The 22864-nt window shown below is 36.0% G+C and carries 19 protein-coding genes; 8 read left to right on the top strand and 11 right to left on the bottom strand.

The genetic code is table 11. From position 1 onward, the window contains the following. A partial coding sequence (locus PWU04_RS07525) for a hypothetical protein (RefSeq protein WP_274475372.1) occupies positions 1 to 224 on the top strand: 224 nt, incomplete at its 5' end. 85 nt (positions 225 to 309) lie between these two features. Here PWU04_RS07525 and PWU04_RS07520 read toward each other — a convergent pair. From PWU04_RS07520 to PWU04_RS07500, 5 genes are all read right to left on the bottom strand, one after another. Beyond that, complete coding sequence (locus tag PWU04_RS07520) at positions 310 to 2283, bottom strand: putative porin (protein ID WP_274475371.1); 1974 nt, start codon at positions 2281 to 2283, stop codon at positions 310 to 312. 137 nt (positions 2284 to 2420) lie between these two features. Further along, positions 2421 to 4355 carry a S8 family serine peptidase gene (locus PWU04_RS07515; protein WP_274475370.1) on the bottom strand — a complete coding sequence of 645 codons (1935 nt, stop codon included), beginning with the start codon at positions 4353 to 4355 and terminating at the stop codon, positions 2421 to 2423. 120 nt (positions 4356 to 4475) lie between these two features. Beyond that, positions 4476 to 5228 (bottom strand): zinc ribbon domain-containing protein, encoded by a 753-nt coding sequence (locus tag PWU04_RS07510; RefSeq protein WP_274475369.1) that lies wholly within the window; start codon positions 5226 to 5228, stop codon positions 4476 to 4478. A 24-nt stretch (positions 5229 to 5252) separates the two neighbouring features. Further along, positions 5253 to 6728, bottom strand: coding sequence for a RagB/SusD family nutrient uptake outer membrane protein (locus PWU04_RS07505; protein WP_274475368.1), 1476 nt, complete (start codon positions 6726 to 6728; stop codon positions 5253 to 5255). A gap of 16 nt (positions 6729 to 6744) precedes the next feature. Further along, positions 6745 to 9975 carry a SusC/RagA family TonB-linked outer membrane protein gene (locus PWU04_RS07500; RefSeq protein WP_274475367.1) on the bottom strand — a complete coding sequence of 1077 codons (3231 nt, stop codon included), beginning with the start codon at positions 9973 to 9975 and terminating at the stop codon, positions 6745 to 6747. 195 nt (positions 9976 to 10170) lie between these two features. On the opposite strand from PWU04_RS07500, the gene PWU04_RS07495 reads away from it, so the two are divergent. Genes PWU04_RS07495 through PWU04_RS07485 form a run of 3 tightly spaced genes read left to right on the top strand, consistent with a single transcriptional unit; the run spans position 10171 to position 14343 of the window. Next, on the top strand, positions 10171 to 10770 hold the full coding sequence (locus PWU04_RS07495) for a ribonuclease HII (RefSeq protein ID WP_274475365.1): 600 nt from the start codon (positions 10171 to 10173) through the stop codon (positions 10768 to 10770). Between the two features lie 41 nt (positions 10771 to 10811). Beyond that, complete coding sequence (locus PWU04_RS07490) at positions 10812 to 13253, top strand: DUF3352 domain-containing protein (RefSeq protein WP_274475363.1); 2442 nt, start codon at positions 10812 to 10814, stop codon at positions 13251 to 13253. A gap of 40 nt (positions 13254 to 13293) precedes the next feature. Then, the gene (locus PWU04_RS07485) at positions 13294 to 14343 is read left to right on the top strand and encodes a nucleoid-associated protein (RefSeq protein ID WP_274475362.1); all 1050 of its coding nucleotides are present in this window, start codon (positions 13294 to 13296) and stop codon (positions 14341 to 14343) included. A 271-nt stretch (positions 14344 to 14614) separates the two neighbouring features. Here PWU04_RS07485 and lipB read toward each other — a convergent pair whose 3' ends face one another. From lipB to PWU04_RS07470, 3 genes are all read right to left on the bottom strand, one after another. Then, positions 14615 to 15322, bottom strand: coding sequence for a lipoyl(octanoyl) transferase LipB (gene lipB, locus PWU04_RS07480; protein WP_274475360.1), 708 nt, complete (start codon positions 15320 to 15322; stop codon positions 14615 to 14617). A gap of 93 nt (positions 15323 to 15415) precedes the next feature. Beyond that, positions 15416 to 16159 (bottom strand): hypothetical protein, encoded by a 744-nt coding sequence (locus PWU04_RS07475; protein ID WP_274475358.1) that lies wholly within the window; start codon positions 16157 to 16159, stop codon positions 15416 to 15418. 7 nt (positions 16160 to 16166) lie between these two features. After that, positions 16167 to 16325 carry a YqaE/Pmp3 family membrane protein gene (locus PWU04_RS07470; RefSeq protein WP_274475357.1) on the bottom strand — a complete coding sequence of 53 codons (159 nt, stop codon included), beginning with the start codon at positions 16323 to 16325 and terminating at the stop codon, positions 16167 to 16169. Between the two features lie 212 nt (positions 16326 to 16537). Here PWU04_RS07470 and lysS point away from each other — a divergent pair, with 212 nt between their 5' ends. Next, the gene (gene lysS / locus PWU04_RS07465; RefSeq protein WP_274475356.1) at positions 16538 to 18232 is read left to right on the top strand and encodes a lysine--tRNA ligase; all 1695 of its coding nucleotides are present in this window, start codon (positions 16538 to 16540) and stop codon (positions 18230 to 18232) included. A gap of 156 nt (positions 18233 to 18388) precedes the next feature. Then, the gene (locus PWU04_RS07460; RefSeq protein WP_274475355.1) at positions 18389 to 18838 is read left to right on the top strand and encodes a hypothetical protein; all 450 of its coding nucleotides are present in this window, start codon (positions 18389 to 18391) and stop codon (positions 18836 to 18838) included. A gap of 53 nt (positions 18839 to 18891) precedes the next feature. Here the strand turns inward: PWU04_RS07460 and PWU04_RS07455 are convergent, their stop codons facing one another. Beyond that, a complete protein-coding gene (locus PWU04_RS07455; RefSeq protein ID WP_274475354.1) occupies positions 18892 to 19563 on the bottom strand; it encodes a response regulator transcription factor in 672 nt (223 codons plus the stop codon). A gap of 180 nt (positions 19564 to 19743) precedes the next feature. Here PWU04_RS07455 and PWU04_RS07450 point away from each other — a divergent pair, with 180 nt between their 5' ends. Together PWU04_RS07450 and PWU04_RS07445 are read left to right on the top strand one after the other, a co-directional pair. Beyond that, positions 19744 to 20253 (top strand): hypothetical protein, encoded by a 510-nt coding sequence (locus PWU04_RS07450; RefSeq protein ID WP_274475353.1) that lies wholly within the window; start codon positions 19744 to 19746, stop codon positions 20251 to 20253. 121 nt (positions 20254 to 20374) lie between these two features. Further along, positions 20375 to 20719, top strand: a complete 345-nt coding sequence (locus PWU04_RS07445) for a hypothetical protein (protein WP_274475352.1) — start codon at positions 20375 to 20377, stop codon at positions 20717 to 20719. A 35-nt stretch (positions 20720 to 20754) separates the two neighbouring features. Here PWU04_RS07445 and hemL read toward each other — a convergent pair whose 3' ends face one another. After that, positions 20755 to 22041: a glutamate-1-semialdehyde 2,1-aminomutase gene (gene hemL, locus PWU04_RS07440; RefSeq protein ID WP_274475351.1), complete on the bottom strand. Its 1287-nt coding sequence runs from the start codon at positions 22039 to 22041 to the stop codon at positions 20755 to 20757. Positions 22042 to 22056: 15 nt separating this feature from the next. Then, on the bottom strand, positions 22057 to 22863 hold the full coding sequence (locus PWU04_RS07435) for a glucosaminidase domain-containing protein (protein WP_274475350.1): 807 nt from the start codon (positions 22861 to 22863) through the stop codon (positions 22057 to 22059). Position 22864 lies beyond the last annotated feature (1 nt).

The raw sequence follows: 22864 nt of genomic DNA, 5'->3' as shown, positions 1-22864 counted from the left end.
AAAAACTTTTCTTCCCAATCAATGAACGTCGCTTTTTCGCTGGGCGTGCCCCTCTCAAAGCGGCTGCAAATATAAGACCGTTAATCAACAAGGCAAGCTTTTCCTCTCCTTTTTTTGAAAGTATTTTTATTGGAGCTGAATTTCAACTTGTTGCGACTATTTTTTTTACACTACAAACAAAAGTGTCTATACTTAGCAATGAAATAACTCTACTGAGCAACTAATTCAGTACATATAATGTTAAACCAAAACAGAAGAAAAAGGGCTTACAAAATTGTAAGCCCTTTTAATATTAATGTTTTAGTTGTTTTACAAGAAAAAGTTCCATACCAAACCGAGTCGAATAATAAAATCTCGATAGGGATAACTAGGAGCAGAATAGTAATTATATCCTGTCCAAACTGAATTGAAGTGTTCTGCCTTCAAATAAATCCTGGTTTGACTTATTTTAGCATTAACAAAGAAATCCATTAAAGGAAAATTACCTAACGACCTATCCGTTTGCACATAAAATTCTGCTAACAAAGGATCGTAGGCATCCATATAATAACTTGAAAAATACTTAAAGGTTACTCCTGTTTGTAAAAACAAAGCTCTTTTAAAAAAGTGGTTCGAATAATAAAGTGTATTACGTGTAATAATTTCCGGCACGTTCAAAACCTGAGTACCTGATCCTTCTTTTTGATACATTACCGTGTTATTAAGAGCAAAGTGTCCTAGCCTAAACTCATTTTGAAACTTTAACCTAAAATAACTCAAGGTTGTATTCTCTTGAAACGGCTTAACACCATCTGCTTCATCCTTCTTAAAATAGACGTAATCTGTAATTGTATTTACATCACCGGTTATAGCTCCCCATTTCTTTGACTGAACCCCAAATGAAAGTTGTTGAGTCTTGATATTTGAAAAATTGTTTTGCCAATTGTAGTTTTTATAATCACTATGATATAATAGTGTATTGAAGTTTGGCGCACGAGAACTATTATTTATTCCGGCACTAAGTGATATATCATCGTTTATATTATATGATGCTTCTGCAAGTATTGAATTACCTGTAAATTCATCAGAGAGATTTAAGGTGGCTTGCCCAAATAAATTAAATCCTTTAATTGTTTTGGCATAAGAGCCTCCAACTGCAAAAATGTTTCCTTTTAGTCGATTGGTTATTGTTTCATTATTTAACACAACAACTTCATCATACCCATAGTTATAATCGGTGTTTTGAACGCTAAACTGTAAATCCCCTAAAATACTATTTGTGTATTGAAGGTTCAATTGATTATAGAAGCTTTCAAGGGTTGCGCGGTTATTTATTCTGTCAGCAGTAAAAGCATCGCCAAAATAATCATTTTCCTTAGATTGATTAAACTCATAATACTTATCCTCGAAGTTCAAGATATGGCCAATATAGAGTGTATTATTTTGCAAACTATCTATGTCCTTTCCTATCAATTTATATCTATGGTCAATAAAGAAACGCTTACCCCTCAACATAGTTTCTACATCTTCAAAATTAACATCAAATACCCCTCTATCTTTAAATTCTTGATTGCCACTTTCAAACTCTGATATTTGTTCATCTATTATACCTCCATTTTCTTCATTGAGTATATCTTGACTAACAAAATGAGTCTTTAAATCGTAGCGACCGTTTTTCGAAATGTACCCCAAAGTGGTTCTAAAATTTCCTGTACTCGAAAGGATGTGTTGGTACTTACCCAATGAACGCATGCCTTTATAGGCAACCGAAAAGTTAATTTGTTTTGAAATATTAGTGGTAAAAAAAGCATCCAGCAATTGCCCTTGTTCAAAAGCAGACTTATACATCAACTCACTAAGTGGTGTAGGCACATGATAATAATTTATGTCTTTAGCCTCCATATAATTGAAATGCTTTGCCTGCGAACCTAAACTAGGAACGGTCTGTACGTTTTGAAACTGATAACTTAAGCTATTGTAAGTTTGTCCCATATTAGAAAAAGGGAGTAATTCAAAATCGTCTTTTCGTAAATAATTGAATTTATATTCCTTATAAATACTTAAAGTAGTATCAACAAATGTTGTATCCCTTTCACGTGAAATTATCTTGTAATCAGTAATACTTAACTCTTCCTTTTTAAAGTCAGAGAGCACCCCTTTATTACTTACTCCCCCAATCGAATCTGAAATTGTTTTACCTCCTTTTTCGGGCAAACGCTTAGATTGTTTCTTAGAAGGTATCTGAGCATGAACCATACCACTAAGCATAAGCAAACAGCTTATCAAAATAATTCTCTTTATCATGAATAGATTTTCTGGAAGCAAAAGTAATTATTTCTATTGATAGGGTAATGTAGAATTAACATATTGCTTGTACATCGTTTTTATAAATTAAAAAAGGCGATGCATATGCATCGCCTTTTTAAAAGATATAAATATGATTATTTTAATATCACTTTCTTTACTGTCGAATACTTTCCTTGATTGATGTTAAGGAAATACATTCCACTAGCAAATTGTTTTGTATTAATTGAGCTTGTAATTTGCGAGGATTGCCCTGAAACAATATTCGTATAAACTATTCTACCATGAATATCTACAAGCTGTACATTCACATCTTGACTGTCCATAGATTTCATAGTAAAATTAAGAATATTATCTGCTGGGTTAGGCCAAACTCCAAAACCTTCTATTGTATTATCCTCTACTCCCAATGTAACATTTGATCCAGTTACAATTAGAGCAAAATCTTGACTGAAACCACTAAGTATATCCTTATGAGAAACAGTAATGGTGTAAGTTCCAGCTGAAGGAGTTTCTATATCGATACGTTCAACATTATCAACAATGTTATCACCTGTAATAGCAGGTGAAGTAACACTGCTTATTTGCAACTTCCAAGGATAATAGGTGTTGCCAGACTCATCTGTAACTCTAATATCCAGATCATTTACTAACGCCGGAGTAGTACTATTTAATTGCTGTGTTTGAGGAGCTCCAGAAGGATCTAACCAACAAATTGATGCCTTTAGTGGTTCTGAGCTATCAGCAACATTGACAGTTACAGAATAAGTCCCACCTTGACTTAAAGTAAGATCATCTATAATAGCAGTCCCTATGTTAGCGTTGGTAATTGTTTCGGCAGCAAAGGCTGTATCAAGAAATCCCCAACCAAAATTTGGATCTGGGCCAACTTTATTATTATCGTCTAATGCAGTATGACATGCAAGTCCTTTTAATGCATACGATTTCATATAGGCTCCATTTAAGTCGTTATAATGTTCTTGCAATAACAATAAAGCTCCTGCAACATTTGGAGCTGCCATGGAAGTACCAGACATTGCCCCGTAGGAAGTGGTTCCTGTACTCAAAGTTGAGAAAACACCAGTTCCGTCTCCGGCAATATCAGGTTTTATACGACCATCGTCAGAAGGACCTTGACTACTACTTGAATTGATCGATAAGGATGTTAACTGCCCCGTAATAACATTTAATGTAGGGCTAGCGTTGGCAACCACTAAGATATTCTTTGAGTTCTTATTTCCTGTAAGCTTATCATAACCAAAAGCAAAGCCACCATCATAAGTAGTTGTTCCATCATTTCCTGCAGAAACCACCGTTAAGTAATAAGGTGCAGCTACCGCAATATCGTCCCAGTTTTTAGAAGCACTACTATAGGCTCCCATTAACCAAGTTGGAGCATTCATCTCACCTTGGTTATTTTTAATAGGAACTCCATATGAATGGTTAGATATTAGCAATCCGTTACTAGCTTCAGTAGCAACTTCAAATTGATCACTATCCCAATCGTAAGAAATTAAACTTGCCTTTGGTGCCATTCCCTTTGCTGAAGAATTTACACCACTTGCTCCAATTGTACCTGTAACGTGAGTTCCATGATCGGCTACAATAGGACTTCCAATACCACTATCTGGAGTTGACACTCTAGAACTTCCTCCGGATTGAAACTCTACGTGAGTAGGCAGTGCATGCTCACCGTCCCAAACACCAATCATCATACCTTCACCCTCTAAACTCAATCCTAAACTACCACCAGGATGTAAATCGTCTGTGTTGGTAGCAGCAGCAGCATCTTCGTTATCTGTTGCAATATAAACTGGCTTGCCATCAATGATATTTACAATTTGGTAAAGTCTTCCTGATTCAACTACAGTTCTTTTAACGGTAGGGTTATTGATTAAATACTCTTCAATAGCCCGTTTAATGTCAGTTTCATTTTTCTTAAGCTCAGACTTAAGTGTTTCTATAACTTCCTTATTGTAACTATTAGCTATTGCTTCTCTTTCATCTGCAGTTTGTGAAAAAGCCACAGAACCTCCTGCTAGCATAGCTGCACAAAGTAGTAAATATTTCATAGGTTTTTTTTTAAGATTTCCAAAAGTAAACAATAAACTTGAGATATTAATAAACAAAAAAGCCACTGTTATATTTTTAACATATAACAGCGGCTTGTTAATTATGATTGGTTAGGTTAATTACCCGCCAATAGTGAATGCCTGAACATCATTTTGACCAAATTCTCCACCTTGAACTAAAACTGTATCATCAGCTAGTCTTAGGGTATAAGATCCTTGACCATAGTTACAACACATACCATCTCCGTAAGCATCATAGATTACTAAGAAGTAGTTACCATCTTCTAGACAAAGCTCAATAGAATCTGAAACATCGCCATCAGCATAACCACCTCCACTTAACAATGGTGTTTCGGTGTTAGCCTCAGTGTAAATTTCCCATGAAGTTTCACTACCGTAGTCATCGAAAACCAAGTCTAAGTATACTTGCGTAAATTCACAAGAGACAGTGATTCCAATGTTAACTGTAGTTGTGTCACTAGTGTAAACATCATCATCGTTTCCAAAACCTAAAATAAGGGTTTGAGAATCTGATGTCTCCTCTACGTCTGCAGTATCAACTGTTAAAGAAAATGTTCCCATAGTAGAATTAGCTGGAATGGTAACAGTACCATCAAAGCTGTATAACCCTTCATCTACAGAAGATTCTGGTTTAACCACTACGTTAAAAGTTCTATCAGAACTACTCTTGTCATTGATGTATACATTTACATCCATGGTCATTGATTCACCATCAAGTAAATCTACATCGTAGCTAGGTCTTTCAAAAGAAACAAAACTAGCCGTTGTTGTTATATCATCATCCCCACAGCTTACTAAGCAGGTTACCGCTAATACAGCTAAAAAGAATGTTTTTAATTTATTTAATTTCATAGTTTTAACTATTTATAACGTTAATTAATTTTGATCACTAATGAACGGGTTATCTCTAATTTCAGCTTGTGGAATTTCAAAGGTCAATCTATCATCGTCGTAAGATATTGGCTCGCCAACAAGAGATAAGTGGTTCGCTCCACGAACAACAGTTCTTTGGTTTCTCTTAAGAGCTAAGTAAGATTTACCTTCACCCCAAAGCTCAATTCTAGTTTGAAGATCAACCTCATCAACCAATGCTTGACCACTTAATCCGTTAACATAAGAAGCATCTGGAATTCTTTGCTGTAAAAGCGCTGTTAAAGCATTTCTTGCAGCATCTTCATTACCAGACTTAGCAGCAGCTTCAGCATACAGCAAATACATTTCTGCTACACGCATGTAAATGTAATCTGTAGTAATGTTTCTTTGGCTGAACACTTCACGATTTGGATCGTAAAATTTGTTGTAAGGCATTAAGTAAAAGCTAGATGTTTCATCTGGGTAGAACTGTTGCTTTCTTACATCGTCAGCAGGGATGGCGTTATAAAGATCTAAATCAATTACTTTAGTATCCCCAGCAGCAGCATAGCTATAAGAAAACAAGTCCATTTGTCCCCACCAAGAAACTAAATCTAATCCATTTTCTAGAGTTAAATCAACACCCCACATCCATCCTGGAGTATTAACATCATTAAAACCTCCTAAAGCATCTTGTTGTGTAGCTAAAGTGAATCCACCGTTATTGATTACATCAGCTGTAAGGTTCAATACTGCAGTATTGTTCCCCATATAAGCATGAACATAAGCCAATATTCCTTCAGCTACATATTTGTTTACCTCATACTTATTAGATCTATCAAAATCACCTAAATAATCAATTGCTTCATTAAGATCGGCAACAATAAGATCAAACACTTCTTGTGTCGTGCTCTTAGGCACATTTACATTATCTTCTGCAGTGATGTAAATAGGCAACACAGCAGCTGAAGGATTATAAGAATCCGTGTACAGCTGAGTTAGGTAAAAGTACGAATGCGCACGCATTGCTTTAGCTTGTGCATAAGTCCATTTTGCAGTATCAGAATCAAAAGTTGCCTCGTTACCTCCAAATGAGTCAATAATCAAATTACAAGATCTAATTATTCTATAATAATGTCTCCATGCTTTATAATTATCAATATCGGTAAAATCTAGAGTAGCTTGGTAATCGGTTACTCCTCTGTACCATCCATAAATACTAGCAGACAATGCCATATCGGAAGACAACATATCCATATAGATATCATATCCTTTTTGCCCGAAATCATCATGTTGGGTAGTTCCACCAGTACCAACAGTAAACATGTAGGTATAAACCCCTCTAATAAACCCTTCTGCAACAGCTGGGTTATTTTCAGCAGCGTCACTTACTTGTTCTGCAGAAAGGAACGATGATGGTTCTTTTTCCAGAAAGTCATCACTACACCCTACCGATAGTAGAGCTGTAGCGATTAATATACTTGATAGTCGTTTTTTCATAATCATCTAATTAGTTTTAAAATTTAACTCTAGCCCCTAAAGTCACAGTACTTAAAGGTGAGTAAGTATAAGTACTAGTATTTCCAGACTCAGAAGTAGAAGGATTAAATCCGTCTCTAGCACTTAAAAATAATAAATTATCTCCAGTTAAGAATATATTAACATTATCGATTCCTGATTTAGGCATAAGACTTCCTTCTAAGGTATACCCTAATCTAATGTTATTCAAGCTTAAGTAGTCTCCACGGGTTAAGAATCTAGTAGATAGAGAACTAGCATTATTTTCTGTAGCGTAAGAACTAGAGAATTCATCAGATAATCTTGGTACATCTGTAATATCTCCAGGCTGTTGCCATCTGTTAAGGATATCCTTATGCCAGTTGTTACCACCTACTTGTCCATTTCTCATTAGGCCAGAGTACTGCCCATCGTAAGAATAACCTCCAAGGCTATATAAGAACTGTGTACTGAAATCAAATTTCTTGTATCTAGCAGTCAATCTAAATGCACCTCTTACAGAAGGGATAGATGACTTTCCTACATACTTATTAGTAGCATTTTGATACAGTTTAGTAACTGTCTTCTCTACATTGGCATTAGGATTATCAGCAAGGTAAAGCTCCATATCCTGAATAAGCTCATTAGAGTCTAAAGTACCGTTACCGTTGGCATCATCATAGTACGAATACCACATTGGCGCACCATCTGCAGCATCTACACCAGCCCACTCCGGCATATAGTAGTCATAGATAGAATGACCTTCAGACCAACCAAAAGGCGAGTTTGAGTTGTCAATTACCTTTGGAGCGCCTGTTGAAGGATCAAATGGCATTTTAGTAATTTCGTTATCAAAAACAGCTCCATTTACAGTAAGATCTAAATTGAAATCTCCTGAGTTTATGATGTGACCTGTAAAATCAAACTCTAATCCACTGTTACGTAATTGACCATCGTTAACTGTAATGATAGCTAAACCTGCAGATGGACCAATTCTTCTTTGGAAGATAAGATCATCAGTATTTTTAATGAAGTAATCAATAGTACCATCTACATATTTACCTAAAGAGAACTCAACTCCTGTTTGGAACATTTTAGAGGTTTCCCAAGTTAAATCAGGAGTACCATTTTGACCTACAGGTAATGAAATCTGATCATTAAGGTTGGTAACATTGAAACCATTAAATCCATTGTATTCTCCAACTCCACCTTGATCTCCAACTAAACCATAAGATGCTTTAAGTTTTAAGAAAGTGAATAAGTCAGAACTCATAAAGTTCTCGTTAGTAATAATCCAAGACGCTCCTATAGAGCCAAAAGTACCCCACTTACTGTTAATGAATCTTGAAGATCCATCACGTCTAACAGATCCAGATAAATAGTATTTGTTGTCGTAGTCGTAATTTACTTGCCCAAAATAACTCTCTAATGCCCAATCTGTTTTAGATGAACCTGGAACACCAGAGTTTACAGTATAGTTATCAAATTCAGGAATATTTGGATCTACAACACCACTCATTCCTGCAGAAAAAGTTCTGAAAATTAATTCAGTAGATTCATGAGCAGCTAAAGCTTCTAAACTATGTGCGCCAAATTCCTTTTTATAACGAAGTAATTGTAAGAAGTTAGTTGAAAAAACCTCACTATCTGTTCTAAACAGTGCTCCTGGAGGATTTTGATCTGCAGCTGAACCGTAAAATGGGTTTCTTTGGTCAATACCTCTGTTGTTAGAATACTGTAAACCAAATCTAGATTCAAATCTCAAGTCATTGGTAATATCAATATCGAAAGAGAAGTTACCATTTAATTCGTTGCGGTTAGAACGAGACTTATTGTAAGTAGCGTCTGCAATTGAGTTTGTTAAAGCACCAAACCCTCTACCAATACCATAATCAAATTGGTTTCCACCAAAAATTGGATCTGCAACAATGTTACCATCTGCATCTCTTAAATACAAAGGATAAATTGATGGGATGTTATCAACAAACCAGAAAACACTTCCTGAGTCTGCTGTTTGTCCATTGTTATTTACTTCAGAAATAGTGTAACCTAAGTTAGCATTAGCAGTTAACCAATCCTTTGGCTTATGCGTTACATTTAAACGAGTTGAATATCTGGTATAGTCAGAGTTAATAACATAACCTACATCTTCCAAGAAACCAAATGAACTAAAGTATCTTGTTTTGTCGTTACCACCATAAAATCTAATATTACCTTCCTGTCTTAGAGAGGTTTGAAAACCATAGTCTTCCCAGTTTTCAGGATTGTACTTTCTGGTAACGCCTGGTCTAACTTCTCCTGTTGCTGGATCGATTAGCTCACCACCATTAGCAACGTTCCACATATTATAAGCAGCATTGATACCTTCACCTCCAAATAATTGAGAGTTAGCAAACCCTACAGGATCTGCTTGACCTTGAGCAACTGCTTTGTTGTACAGACCTTCCCAGCTCAACTCAATATATTGCTCTGGCGACTTAATTACGTCTTGACGTGGCAACAAACTAAAGTTGTAACCCGTTTTAAAATCAACCTCTATATTAGACTGACCTGACTTACCTCTTTTGGTTGTAATCATTACAACTCCATTCGCTCCACGCGCACCATAAATTGCGGTTGCTGTAGCATCTTTTAAAATGGTAGTGCTCTCGATGTCTGATGGGTTAATAGAGTTAATACTCCCTTGGAAAGGAACACCATCTACTACGTATAGTGGGGCTCTGTTACCATTAACAGATCCAAAACCACGAATACGAACAACTGCAGATGTACCTGGCTGTCCAGAAGTATTGATTACAGATACACCTGCAACCTCTCCTGCTAGAGCCTTGGTAACGTTTGAGAAAGACTTAGCTTCAATGTTCTCAGTTTCCACTGCCGCTGCAGTACCAGTAAACGATTGTTTAGTAGCAGTACCATATCCTACTACAACCACTTCGTCTAAAGCAGCAACATCTTCCTTTAAAGCTAAATTAATGGTTGCACTTTCACCAACAGTAACTTTGGCTTCCTGCATACCAATAAAAGAAAAAACCAATACCTCACCAGTACTGGCCATAATGGCATAATTACCATCAAAATCGGTTTGAACACCTCTGTTAGTGCCCTCCACAATTACGTTAACTCCCGGTAACGGTAAACCGTCTACTTCAGACGTCACTGTCCCAGAAATTTGCTTCTCTTGTGCATACGAGAACTGGATTACCAACGCCATTAAAAGCGTTGAAATCCACTTTAATTTTAATTTCATAAAAACAATTATTTGAGTTAGTCAGGCGCAAACATCATAATAATATCTTAAATACGCAAAGTTTTGCTTTAAAAAAATGTTAACAACATTAGCGTTTTAACACTTACCTCAGTCATTCTTAAATCACTGGTCAAGTATATAATTAACAACATTCTTTTTATGTAATAAATTATACCTTTGACCAATAAAAATGGTATGTTACAACTAAAGCACTCCAACTTTAATTTTGAATGCGGTACGGATGAAGCCGGTCGTGGATGCTTGGCTGGTCCTGTAACTGCGGCGGCGGTTATTCTTCCAAATGACTTTAACAACAACTATATTAATGACTCTAAACAACTTAGCGAAAAAAGACGACTAACCTTTAGGGCTATAATAGAAGAACAGGCCCTCTGTTTTAAAGTGGAACATATTTTCCCAAATGTTATTGATGAAATTAATATTCTTAATGCTTCTATCAAAGCAATGCACAACGCTATTGATAACTTAAAGGTAACACCAGAATATATTATTGTTGATGGAAATCGTTTTAAACCTTTTAAAGACATACCTCACGAAACGATAATTAAGGGAGATGGCAAATATTTAAGTATTGCGGCCGCTTCTATTTTAGCTAAAACGTATCGCGATTTTTATATGGAGCAGATACATGAAGAATACCCCATGTACAATTGGAAAAAAAACAAAGGCTACCCTACAACAGAACATCGCGACGCCATAATAAAATACGGTATTACTAAATACCATAGAAAATCGTTTAGGTTACTTCCCGATCAATTACAACTAGAATTATAACTTCATTATATTTGCTTAACCTTGTCAATACCTTTTAAATAATGAGAGCATACCTTTTGCCCCTGATTTTACTATCAACCTTTTTTAGCTGTAGCAATCAAAAAAGCGCCAAATTAAAACCAGAACAACTCCTCCCTGTTGATGCAACATTAATTATAAATGCATCACAGGTTTCTCAGCTTAAAAGTAATTTGACGAACAACTCCTTTTTAAAGTCGCTTTCGAAAGAGCCTTTTTACAAGTACTTTCAAAAAAAACTCGAGTTACTTCCTGAGGTTAGCGCAGAGGGAGAAGTTTATCTCGCCTTAAGCAAAGACAATAAAGACAGCTTACAATTAACTTTCATTTCTCCTTATTCTTCAGATTTCACAAAAAATAGCTCCTTAAAGAACTTTTCTACAGAAACCGTCAACTCCGGAAAAGTGAGCTACAAAAAAATAAAGTTAAACAACAATATATTTTATTCTTCACATCGAGATAGCATTTTAGTAGTCTCTACAAACCAAAATTATATTGAGCAAATCTCACAATCTGCACCTAAAACAAAAAACCCCCTAACAAATTACATTAAACCAGCAGAAACAGAAGACGGCATAAATCTATTTATAAACAACAAAAAGCAACCTTTTATAAACAACTTATTTATAGAACCAGCTATAAAGAATAAAGATTTCACTAATGAATTCTCTCTTCATGTTGAATTGGCACAAGACCAAATTTTATTAAACGGTATTTGTAAGTCATCAGATTCAACACAAAGTTTGATCAACATCTTTAAAAACACAACCCCTCAAGAAAACAAGCTACAGGAAATTACGCCATCAAACAGTGATGGTTTTTTGAGTTTTACCTTCAACAACTTTAAAGTGTTTTACAGTCAACTTCAGCAATTCAACAAAAAAAACACAGTTGCTTTAAACACTACACTTTTCGACAACATTAACGAAGTTGGAGTAATTTATGAAGGGGACAACCAAGCAATTGTTTTACACTCATTAGACCCATACACCTCAAAAGATGCGCTACTGGATCAACAAGAAGTTGCCGATAACTATCGCGAAGTGAATATTTTAAAATTCACAAAACCTACATTGTTTTCGGACACTTTTTCGCCAATTATCACATCCAGCAATCAAGAGTTCTACTGTATTATTGATGACTTTTTTGTTTTTTCCAATTCCATGGAAACCTTGCAAAACGTTATTGCTTCTTACCAAAACCAAACCACTTTGGCTAATAAAAGTTACTATACAGACATACAGCCACAGTTAAGCAGTGCGGTTTCGTTAATGCAGATTTTGTCTCCCGAAAGCTTAAAATCTATTGTTAACAAAAACACCAATGAACCAATTCAATCCGAATTTGGCAAACAAAGCTTGTCTGCTCTGCAATTTACTTACGATCAGGAATTTGCTCATGTAAACGGTATCATCAAGAAAAGCAAAATAAAAGCAGCTGAAAACAGCATTACAGAAGAACTAAATATTGAACTGGATAGCGACATTCTAAATAATCCGAAATTCGTAAAAAACCATGTTACCGGACAAAAGGAGATAGTTGTTCAGGACGTAAAAAACAACCTTTATTTGATTAGTAACAATGGTAACATCCTTTGGAAAAAACAATTGAATGGTGCTATTTTAGGTAATGTAGAACAAATAGACATGTACAAGAACGGTAAATTGCAATTGGCATTTGCTACCCCAAACCATGTTTATGTAATAGATCGAAACGGAAAAGATGTTTCGCCTTTCCCTATTAAATTCAATGATAAAATCACTCAACCACTTTCGGTTTTCGATTATGATAACAACAGAAGTTACCGCCTGGTGATTACTCAAAGTAAAGAACTTATTATGTTAGATGGAGTTGGCAAACGCGTTGATGGGTTTAAGTTTAAGGGCACTTCAGATCCTATTAACCACCAGCCACAACACTTCAGAATAGGCTCTAAGGATTACATCGTTGTTAAAACCAATAAAAGCCTTCAAATTTTAAACCGTCGAGGTGAAGTTCGAATAAAGCCAAAAAACAACTATAGCTATTCAGATCAAGCTATTTACTATTACAAAAACCGTTTTACTACAACTACAAACAACGGAAAACTGGTAACCATAGACACAAAAGGAAACACAGCCTCACAAAACCTAGGCTTTTCAGAGCGTCATGGGTTAATGACAACTTCTAAAAGTCTTACAGCACAATACGACAATAAACTAATGATAAAAGGGAAAACACTCGACATGGACTTTGGTGTCTACACAGCTCCTGAAATCTTCTACATTTATGACAAGATATATGTTAGTGTTACAGATAAACAAGCACATAAGGTTTATTTATTCGATAGTAAGGCTCAGACTATTCCTAATTTCCCAATTTACGGTAATGCCGCAATAGAATTGGATAATATTGATAACGATAGAAATTTAGAAATTGTAACAAAGGGAGGAAGCAATTCATTATTGTTGTACCAAATCAATTAAAATAGTACTATTGCAACTTTAAATCTGAATCCGATTTACAATGATTAAACGCCATAAAGCAACCATTTCCAGATTTATCATCCATAAGGTTGGAAACAAATTCAACGACACCAGAAATGCCTTTTCTGAGCAAGAAGTACAATTCGACGAGGCAAGTTACGACCTTATGCTACCCTTTCTTTTAAGGCCTTTTACCAGTGTGGTTCAAAGCTATCGCTTTAATCATCATGCAGATATAAGCATGAACGAGATAAACCGTTACAGCGAACGTATTTTTCAAGAAGACGGCGGCTTTGTGGAAACTTCAAAACATATTGTCACTCACTTATACGAGCAATCGAATTCGGCACAGATAAAAACAGGAGATGTTTTGGTCGTTTTGTTTGAGGACATTCAGTACAATGAAATTTTCACCAATGCAGTAGGTATCTTCAAAATTGAAAGTAAAATCAATTTCTTCCAGACTTTTTTAGACGACAATAGTTATGATGTTGTGGTTCAAAACGGTATTAGCACAAAGAAAGTAGATAAAGGCTGTTTGATTATTAACACTAGTGAAGCGGATGGTCGCGTGGTATTAAGTGTAGATAACAACACTTACGACACCCAATATTGGATAAACCATTTCCTGAATATTAAGTACGCCAACGACAGTAACCTGCACACCCAAAACTACATGGAGTTTTGTAAGGACTTCTCTACTGAAGTCCTAAAAACAGATTTTGGCGCCCAAGAACACACGACGTTTTTAGCAAAAACTGTCGATTATTTTAAGGAAAATGAAGTGGTAAATCTAGATCACTTTAAGGAAGAGGTTTTTGAAGAGGAAAAACACAAGGAACTCTTTGACAACCACCGTAAAATGTTCGAGGAAGAACTGGAAATACCTCTACACGACAATTTCCAGGTATCGGAAGCTGTGGTTAAAAAACAAAAACAAAAACTAAAGACAGAGATAAAACTCGACACCCATATTCAAATTAAACTGGATGTTGATGCGCCTGATGCTTCAAGCGAATACATGGAACGCGGCTACGACGAAGAAAAGAAAATGCACTATTATAAAGTATTCTTCAACGAAGAAGGATAAAGTAATTACTTTTTACGAATTTGGATGTAAAAAACTGGATAAATCCCGATTTTCGTCAACCTGAACTTGTTTCAGGTTCCCATTAAAAAAATCTTACAATACCCAAAAGATTCTGAAATAAATTCAGAATGACAATATTCTTTTATAGTAGCCTTACGAAAAAGTATGCTTACTATAACCTGAATGTTTCTGGTTTCCAAAACGCGACTTATTGTTGATAGATTAAAAGCCTAATCCCCTTTCTATTATCTTTTTTCTAGCATCAATTTTCTTATTTTTCGTTTCTCAACTCCGCTTCAAACAGCTTTGAAAAATGCTTTAAAAGCTTGGCTTTTACTTCGGCTTCATTAACTTCTTTTACACCTAGCTCCACATTAAGGGAAGTCACTGCTTTTCCACGAATACCACATGGAATAATATTATCAAAATAGCCCAAATTAGCATTTACATTTAGCGCAAAACCATGCATGGTTACCCAACGGCTAGCACGTACACCCATAGCACAAATTTTTCTTGCAAATGGCGTCCCTACATCAAGCCAAACGCCTGTCTCACCTTCACTTCGCTCAGATTTAATGCCGTACTCTGCTAGCGTAAGGATTATCATTTCCTCAAGTAATCGCAGGTATTTATGAATGTCTGTGAAGAAATTTTCCAAATCCAAAATAGGATAACCTACAATCTGTCCCGGACCATGATAGGTTATATCACCTCCCCTATTAATTTTATAAAAGGTAGCTCCCTTATCGCGCAACTGATTCTCATTTAAAAGTAAATTCGAGAGATCTCCACTCTTACCCAAAGTGTATACATGTGGATGTTCTACATAAAGAAAATAATTATCTGTAGGCAAATTAGTTTCCTCTCGGCGATTCTTAACCTTAGTGTCCAATATTCCCTTAAACAGATCTTCTTGGTAATCCCAAGTCTCTTTGTAGTCCTTGTACCCAAGATCCTGAACTTCTATAACCTTATTCAATGTCTTAATTTTTAATCGTTGCTAAACAGACTGCAAAAATACAAATAAAAAAACCGGTATAATAACTGGCTTTTCTATATGCTATAACAACAATTAATCTTCTAATTCTACCTCAACATTAAGTCCTTCTGGGTTGGACAAGTATTCTATGAAATTCATGGTAAGCGTCATACTTTTTCTATCCTCACTAAACATTACATCCTCACGTGATACCGTTTTTATCTTTTTCGGAAAATGATAGTTCAATTTGTAATTACTGCTTGCCAACATCATTTTCATCTCGCCCAAACTGTCCAAATACTGTGCTTGAAGCTCTTTATTGGTCACTTTAGATATTCTCTTAAAAACATTTCCCTTGTAGCTGTAACTGGTTGCTGTAGTCTCACCGGAAAAGGCATCTGACAATGGAGTACCATTAGCACCTGCCTTATCGCTAAACTGCTGTGCATTATTCATAGCAGAAAATAAATCCTCAATTTCCCCTACGTTTTTGAAATCGGCAAACATATTAAACATCATAGTTTTTTCCGCAGGATCCATTTGCATCCGCATAGAAAATTTCTCCATCTTTTTCAATCTTTCCTGCTCAGCCTTACTCAATTGAGCTATACTATCTTGCTTCTCTTTCAATACTTCCTTAAAGGAAAACACAGAATCAATAGCCTTTTCACCTTCTTCGCTTATTTCATCGCCTGCCATTTGCATAATAGACGACGCATCGAAATCCAAAGAAACTTTTCCCGAACCATCAGGATTGATGTAAATATTCTCTGTAAACTGGCAGGAAGTAAAAAACAAGGCCATTACAGCCAACATTAAAGTAGTTAGTTGTTTCATGAAAATATTATCGTTTAGGATTATTTAAAATAATAAGTGCCGCTATCACGCCTGGCACCCAACCGCAAAGCCATAGAATAAACACAATAAGTACTGATCCACAACCTTTATCTATTACAGCCAAGGGAGGACATAAAATTGAAAGTAAAACTCTCCAAAAACTCATAGCAATTTTTGTTATCTAAAAAGATTGGTCAATATATAAACAGTTTTGTTACAAACAAAACTGAGCCAATTAACTGCTTTATTGTTTCAAGCCTCATAACCTAGTACTTTTAACTTATAACTAACAACAATTATTATTCCCTAAAATTGATATACTTAGCAATAGTACTTATCTTTGCCCGTTCAAAAATTTATCATTTCATTTTATTTACAATGGCGCAATTATCAGAACAGGAAATCGTTCGAAGAGAGAAACTTACCAAGCTACGTGAATTAGGCATCAACCCTTACCCTGCCGATTTATATCCGGTAGATCACAATTCAAAACAGATTAAAACTGATTTTGAAGAAGGAAAGAAGGTGGTTATCGCTGGTAGATTGATGTCTAGACGTATTCAAGGTAAAGCGTCTTTTGCTGAACTACAGGATGCTGAAGGACGTGTACAAGTGTACTTTAATAGAGACGAAATCTGTACTGGTGAAGACAAGGAAAAATACAATGAAGTGTACAAAAAACTTCTTGACATTGGTGATTTCATCGGGATTGAAGGAGAATTGTTCACTACTCAAGTAGGTGAAAAAACAGTTATGGTGAAAGACTTTACCCTATTAAGTAAAGCCTTAAAACCACTTCCTTTACCAAAGACCGATGCTGAAGGGAATACCTATGATGAATTTAACGATCCGGAATTACGTTACCGTCAGCGTTATGCTGATTTGGCAGTAAACCCTCATATCAAGGACATATTCGTAAAAAGAACAAAGTTATTCAATGCCATGCGTTCGTTCTTCAACGACGCTGGATATTTTGAAGTAGAAACCCCTGTGTTACAACCTATTCCTGGTGGTGCTGCCGCAAGGCCTTTTATTACGCACCATAACTCCTTGGACATTCCTTTATATATGCGAATTGCTAACGAGTTGTATTTGAAACGTCTTATCGTTGGGGGTTTTGACGGAGTTTACGAATTCTCCAAAAACTTCCGTAACGAAGGAATGGATCGCACCCATAACCCAGAGTTTACCGCTATGGAAATCTATGTGTCATACAAAGATTACAACTGGATGATGGATTTCTGTGAAAAATTATTAGAGCATTGCGCCATTGCTGTTAACGGGACAACAAAAGCTACTTTTGGGGAGCATGAAATCGACTTTAAAGCGCCTTACCAAAGAGTAACTATGGCTGACTCTATTAAGCATTTCACTGGTTTTGATATCACAGGAAAGTCTGAAAATGAGATTCGCCAAGCTGCAATCGATATGGGTATTGAAGTTGATGACACCATGGGTAAAGGAAAACTTATCGATGAGATCTTCGGTGAAAAGTGTGAGGGTAATTACATTCAACCTACTTTCATTACAGACTACCCAAAGGAAATGAGTCCATTGTGTAAAGAACACAGGGATAACCCTGAACTCACAGAACGTTTTGAGCTGATGGTTTGTGGTAAGGAAATTGCTAACGCATATTCTGAGCTCAATGACCCTATTGATCAACGCGAACGTTTTGAAGCTCAGTTGAAATTAGCAGATAGAGGTGACGATGAAGCCACTCAATTTATTGATTACGACTTCCTTCGCGCTCTTGAATACGGAATGCCTCCTACCTCTGGAATGGGGATTGGTATGGACCGTTTGATTATGTTCCTAACCAACAATCAATCTATTCAGGAGGTACTGTTCTTCCCGCAAATGAAACCAGAGAAAAAAGCACCGGAAATGAGCGAGGACGAAAAAGCGGTTTTCAATCTGCTTAAAGCGAGTTCTCCTATCGATTTGAACGAGCTTAAAACACAATCTGGACTAAGCAATAAAAAATGGGACAAAACTATTAAAGGCCTTACTAAGAACGGAATTGCCAAGGTTAACAAAACCGATGATGGTCTAGTTGTAGAGATGGCATAAGCACATAGTTTTAGACTAAAATATTTTTAAAAGGAATCACTTTAACGTGGTTCCTTTTTTTATTCACGCTGTTAAAATAAGGTTAATTATTCCTACACAAATAAACCTTTGAAAAAACAAGAAGTCTTACCTACATAACCTTAAATACGAATCATTATGAAAAAGTTTTTGTATGTAGCTATTGCACTATTGAGTTTGCAAGCCATGGCACAAGATAGACCTCAACAAAAAAGACACCCTAGAATGGAGTCCTTAAAAAAACTAAGTCCTGAACAAATGGCAGAACTGCAGACCAAGCGATTAACTCTGGATTTAGATCTTACAGATGCCCAGCAAAAAGAAATCCAAAAAATAAATTTAGAGCACTCCAAAACATTGAAATCCAAAATGGATGAAAGAGAGAAAAAAGTGGTAAGCGGTGATCCAAAAAAACTCACAGACGAAGAACGCTATGAAATGATGAACGACAAACTGGACAAACAGATTCAATATAAAAGACAAATGAAAAGCATTCTTACTCCTGACCAGTATAACAAATGGGAGTCTCTAAGAGAAGAAAAGATGAAACGGGCAAAACACGCCATGCATAAAAAACAAAAACATTAGCCTTTTAGTCCCTATTTAACTAAGCATTCCTCATAAGGAGTGCTTTTTTATTTTTAAAAAGGCAGCGTTACCAATTTATTCTTAATGGCATTTACCACCAATCCAGCCAAGTTCTTGGAACCCGTTTTTGTGAGCAGATTATTCCTATGGCCCTCAACCGTTCTCGGACTTATAAACAGCTTTTCGGCAATTTCTGATGTGGTATACTGTTCACAAATCAATTGCAGTACCTCTTGCTCTCGATCAGTCAAAAAAGTATCGTCAAAAGCACTTTTAGTCGCTTTGGGGTTAGGCGAAGCCATATCCTCATGAATAAACCGTAATACCTCAGCATTATAATAAAATCCGTTTTTATAAACTTCCCTGATAGCCAGCAACATGTCTTCGGGCGACGAATTTTTGTCCAGATAAGACGATGCTCCTGCATGAATCATGTTTAGCACAAACGACTTTCCAAAATAACTTGTTAAAGCTATGATCTTTAATTTAGGATAGGTTTCGTGTATTATTTTAGTAGCCTCAACACCGTTCATATGCGGCATACTCAAGTCTGTCAAAACAATATCCGGTAATTCATTATGTTTTAGATAATCAATTATAGCCTCTCCGTTTTCAGCCTCAAAAACCACAACAAAATCCTCCTGTTGTTCCAATAGAGACCTTAGTCCCTTGCGGAACAACGCATGATCATCTGCTAATAATATGGATAAGCGACCTGAATTCATATTCCTTAACTTAAAGACATCCTCTAATTTAGTAAATCTCTCAGAAAGGTTTCTCTTCAATTATAAAAACCCCTACGTAAAAACCCCTGATTTTAATTCCCGAACTTACCCTCTTACAAAAAACACCTCCAGAAAGTACCTTTGATATAGAGATTTTGTTAAACCATAAAATAGATAGTCATGAAAACGATAATCACTTTTGCAGCCCTGTTATTAAACACAAGTATCTTTTTTGCCCAATGGCCAACTAACAATGATAACTTAGTCATTGATGAACCATCAATGGAAGAGATACTTATTAAAGAAATCGCTGAAGAGGAAACACGGGAGTTTTACAATCAATTAGTACTAATTACTCCTGATATTCAATATGAACTACTGGAAGCTAATGATGGCTTAAACGAAGATAAGAGTTTCTCTGCAGAAAATTTTTATGCCCATATGGGGGAAATGCACACTGAAATTCCCAATGATATCAGATTAGAGCAAAACGAATTTGTAGCAATTGAGGTTTCAGAGGAAATATCAGAAGAATTTGAATACCTTAAACCTGAAATGATTGAAGTATTTGATCCTGAAGAAGAAGTAATCCTTGGTTTTGATACTAAAAAATATCTACCAAAAAATTTCAACCCGCAAATGGGTCTTGTCCCAAAACCGGTTACTTCCCTAGCCCTATCAATACGTTAAGAAATAGATCAAAAAACTTACTAAAGTTTTTAGAAAAGTAATTCGGTTACTGAATTACTTTTCTATTTTTTTATATATAAATTATTATATTAGCCCTGTCACATAAATAACTAACCTTATTATGAAAAAAATAATTACACTTACATTTTTTGGATGTGCTATGTTTTTTGCTGTTCAAAATAGTCAGGCTCAAAGTACTGCTGAAATGAACAGCATTGCATCTGCCAAAACTATTGAACTAAGAAAAACCGTAAAATTCGACAGTGATCTTAGAGAAAATGTTTACCAAGCTTTTAAAGCTTACGAAAACCAAATTAAAGCCTTAAATGAAGATACAGCAGACTCTACTACCTATGCAGAGAAAAAAGCTCGTATTGAAGGCAACTTAATCGGCACACTTAAAGAAGTATTGGGAGAACTATACCTTCTCCACGAAGATTATATTACAGACTTTTTAAAAGCATAAATAAAAAAGGCGGTTAAAAACCGCCTTTTTTATTTTTATAATGTCGTCGCTACTTTATCTACTGCGGCTATTGTTGAGTCTAAATCCTCATAGCTTAAAGCGTCTGTTACAAACCACGTTTCAAAAGCACTAGGTGCAATGTAAACACCTTCGTCAAGCATTCCATGAAAGAACTTCTTAAAAGTATCATTGTTCCCTGTCGCTGCACTTTCAAAATCAACCACAGCACTTTCAGAAAAATGTATTGAAATCATACTCCCTACTCTATTTATAGTATGTACTACACCATGACTCTCTAGAGCTCTAGCACAGCCTTTGTGCAGATAAGCTGTTTTCTCTTCTAAACGTTTGAACATCTCTGAATCGTTATTTAAAGATGTTAACATAGCCAATCCGGCTGCCATAGCCAAAGGATTCCCACTTAATGTACCAGCTTGATAAACCGGCCCTAAAGGCGCCAAATGATTCATAATTTCGTTTCTGGCTGCAAAAGCGCCTACAGGCAATCCGCCTCCGATAACTTTTCCAAAACAAACTATATCAGCGATGATACCGAAAAGCTCTTGAGCACCACCCTTTGACAATCTAAAACCAGTCATCACCTCATCGAAAATCAAAAGGATATTATGCTTATCACATAAATCACGTAACTGTTTTAGGAAATCATTCTTAGGTGGAATACAGCCCATATTACCGGCTACAGGCTCTAATATAATACAAGCTATTTCTCCTTGGTTAGAAGCAATAATTTCTTCTACATGCTCAATATCATTGTAACGTGCCAACAACGTATCTTTAGCTGTACCTTGCGTTACTCCTGGGCTATTAGGACTTCCAAAGGTCACTGCGCCACTCCCTGCTTGAATAAGGAAGGAATCGCTATGACCATGATAACAACCTGCAAATTTGATAAGCTTATCCTTTCCCGTAAATCCTCTAGCTAAACGTACAGCACTCATACATGCTTCAGTTCCTGAATTCACAAAACGGATTTTATCAATATTTGGAACCATCGATACTGCCAACTCAGCAATCTCAGTTTCAATGGCTGTTGGAGTTCCAAAAGATGTTCCTTTTTTAGTTTTTTCTATCACGGCATCTACCACAGGCTGGTAGGCATGACCAAGAATCATAGGTCCCCACGAATTGATATAATCAATATAGCGGTTACCATCTTCATCGTATAGATAAGCGCCTTTAGCTTCCTTGATAAAAACAGGTGTTCCTCCCACTGCCTTAAAGGCTCTTACTGGAGAATTAACACCTCCTGGTATTACTTGTTCTGCTTCTTTAAATAATGCGCTACTTCGCGTATAATTCATAGGTTTCAATTTGTTTTATTGCGATACAATCAATTCCTGACCAATAGAAATAGAATTGTCTTTTAATCCATTAATTTGTTTTAGCTTATCAACAGTAAGGTTGTATTTCTTCGATATAGAATACAATGTATCTCCCTTACTAACAACATGTCTTTCCGATATCGCTATATTATTAGATACCGCTGCCTCTTCTGCTATACCCTTATATCTTTTACCTAACACCTCAGCGTCATATTGATCTAAATTATAGCGTTGAATAAGGTCTATTAACTTATCTGGGTACTTTCTATCGGTTGCATAACCTGCTGCCCTTAGCTCTCTCGCCCAACCTTTATAATCATCCTCTCTAAGGTCAAACAGCTTGTAATAGCGATTTCTGTTCTTTAAGAACAAAGAGTGGTCCCTAAAGGAGTATTTAGCATCGTTATATTTTCTAAAACATTCCTGTTTCGCATCATCGTCATGATATATTCTATCTCCTGTCCAATCGTGACATTTAATTCCGAAATGATTATTGGCCTGTACTGCCAAACGTCCTTTACCACTTCCCGACTCTAATATACCCTGAGCCAAAGTTATGCTTGCTGGAATACCATATAAACGCATCTCGTCTTGAGCTATCACACTATATGTGGCAATATAAGCTTGAACAGGATCTGAATAATTAGAAGTCGTTTCTGTATTTGTTGATGCTGTTGAACTTTGAGTTGTTGTCGTTGTATTGCTCTTTCTTGGTTCGTAACGTTTTGTAGTTACTTGCCTTTTGCTACCACAACTGGTTAAGGCAATACCTAAAACTGCTATTAAAAGGATTCGTTTCATA

The sequence above is a fragment of the Mangrovimonas aestuarii genome, from assembly GCF_028767185.1.
Lineage (GTDB): Bacteria > Bacteroidota > Bacteroidia > Flavobacteriales > Flavobacteriaceae > Mangrovimonas_B > Mangrovimonas_B aestuarii.
This window is presented reverse-complemented; position numbering and strand designations above follow the sequence as displayed.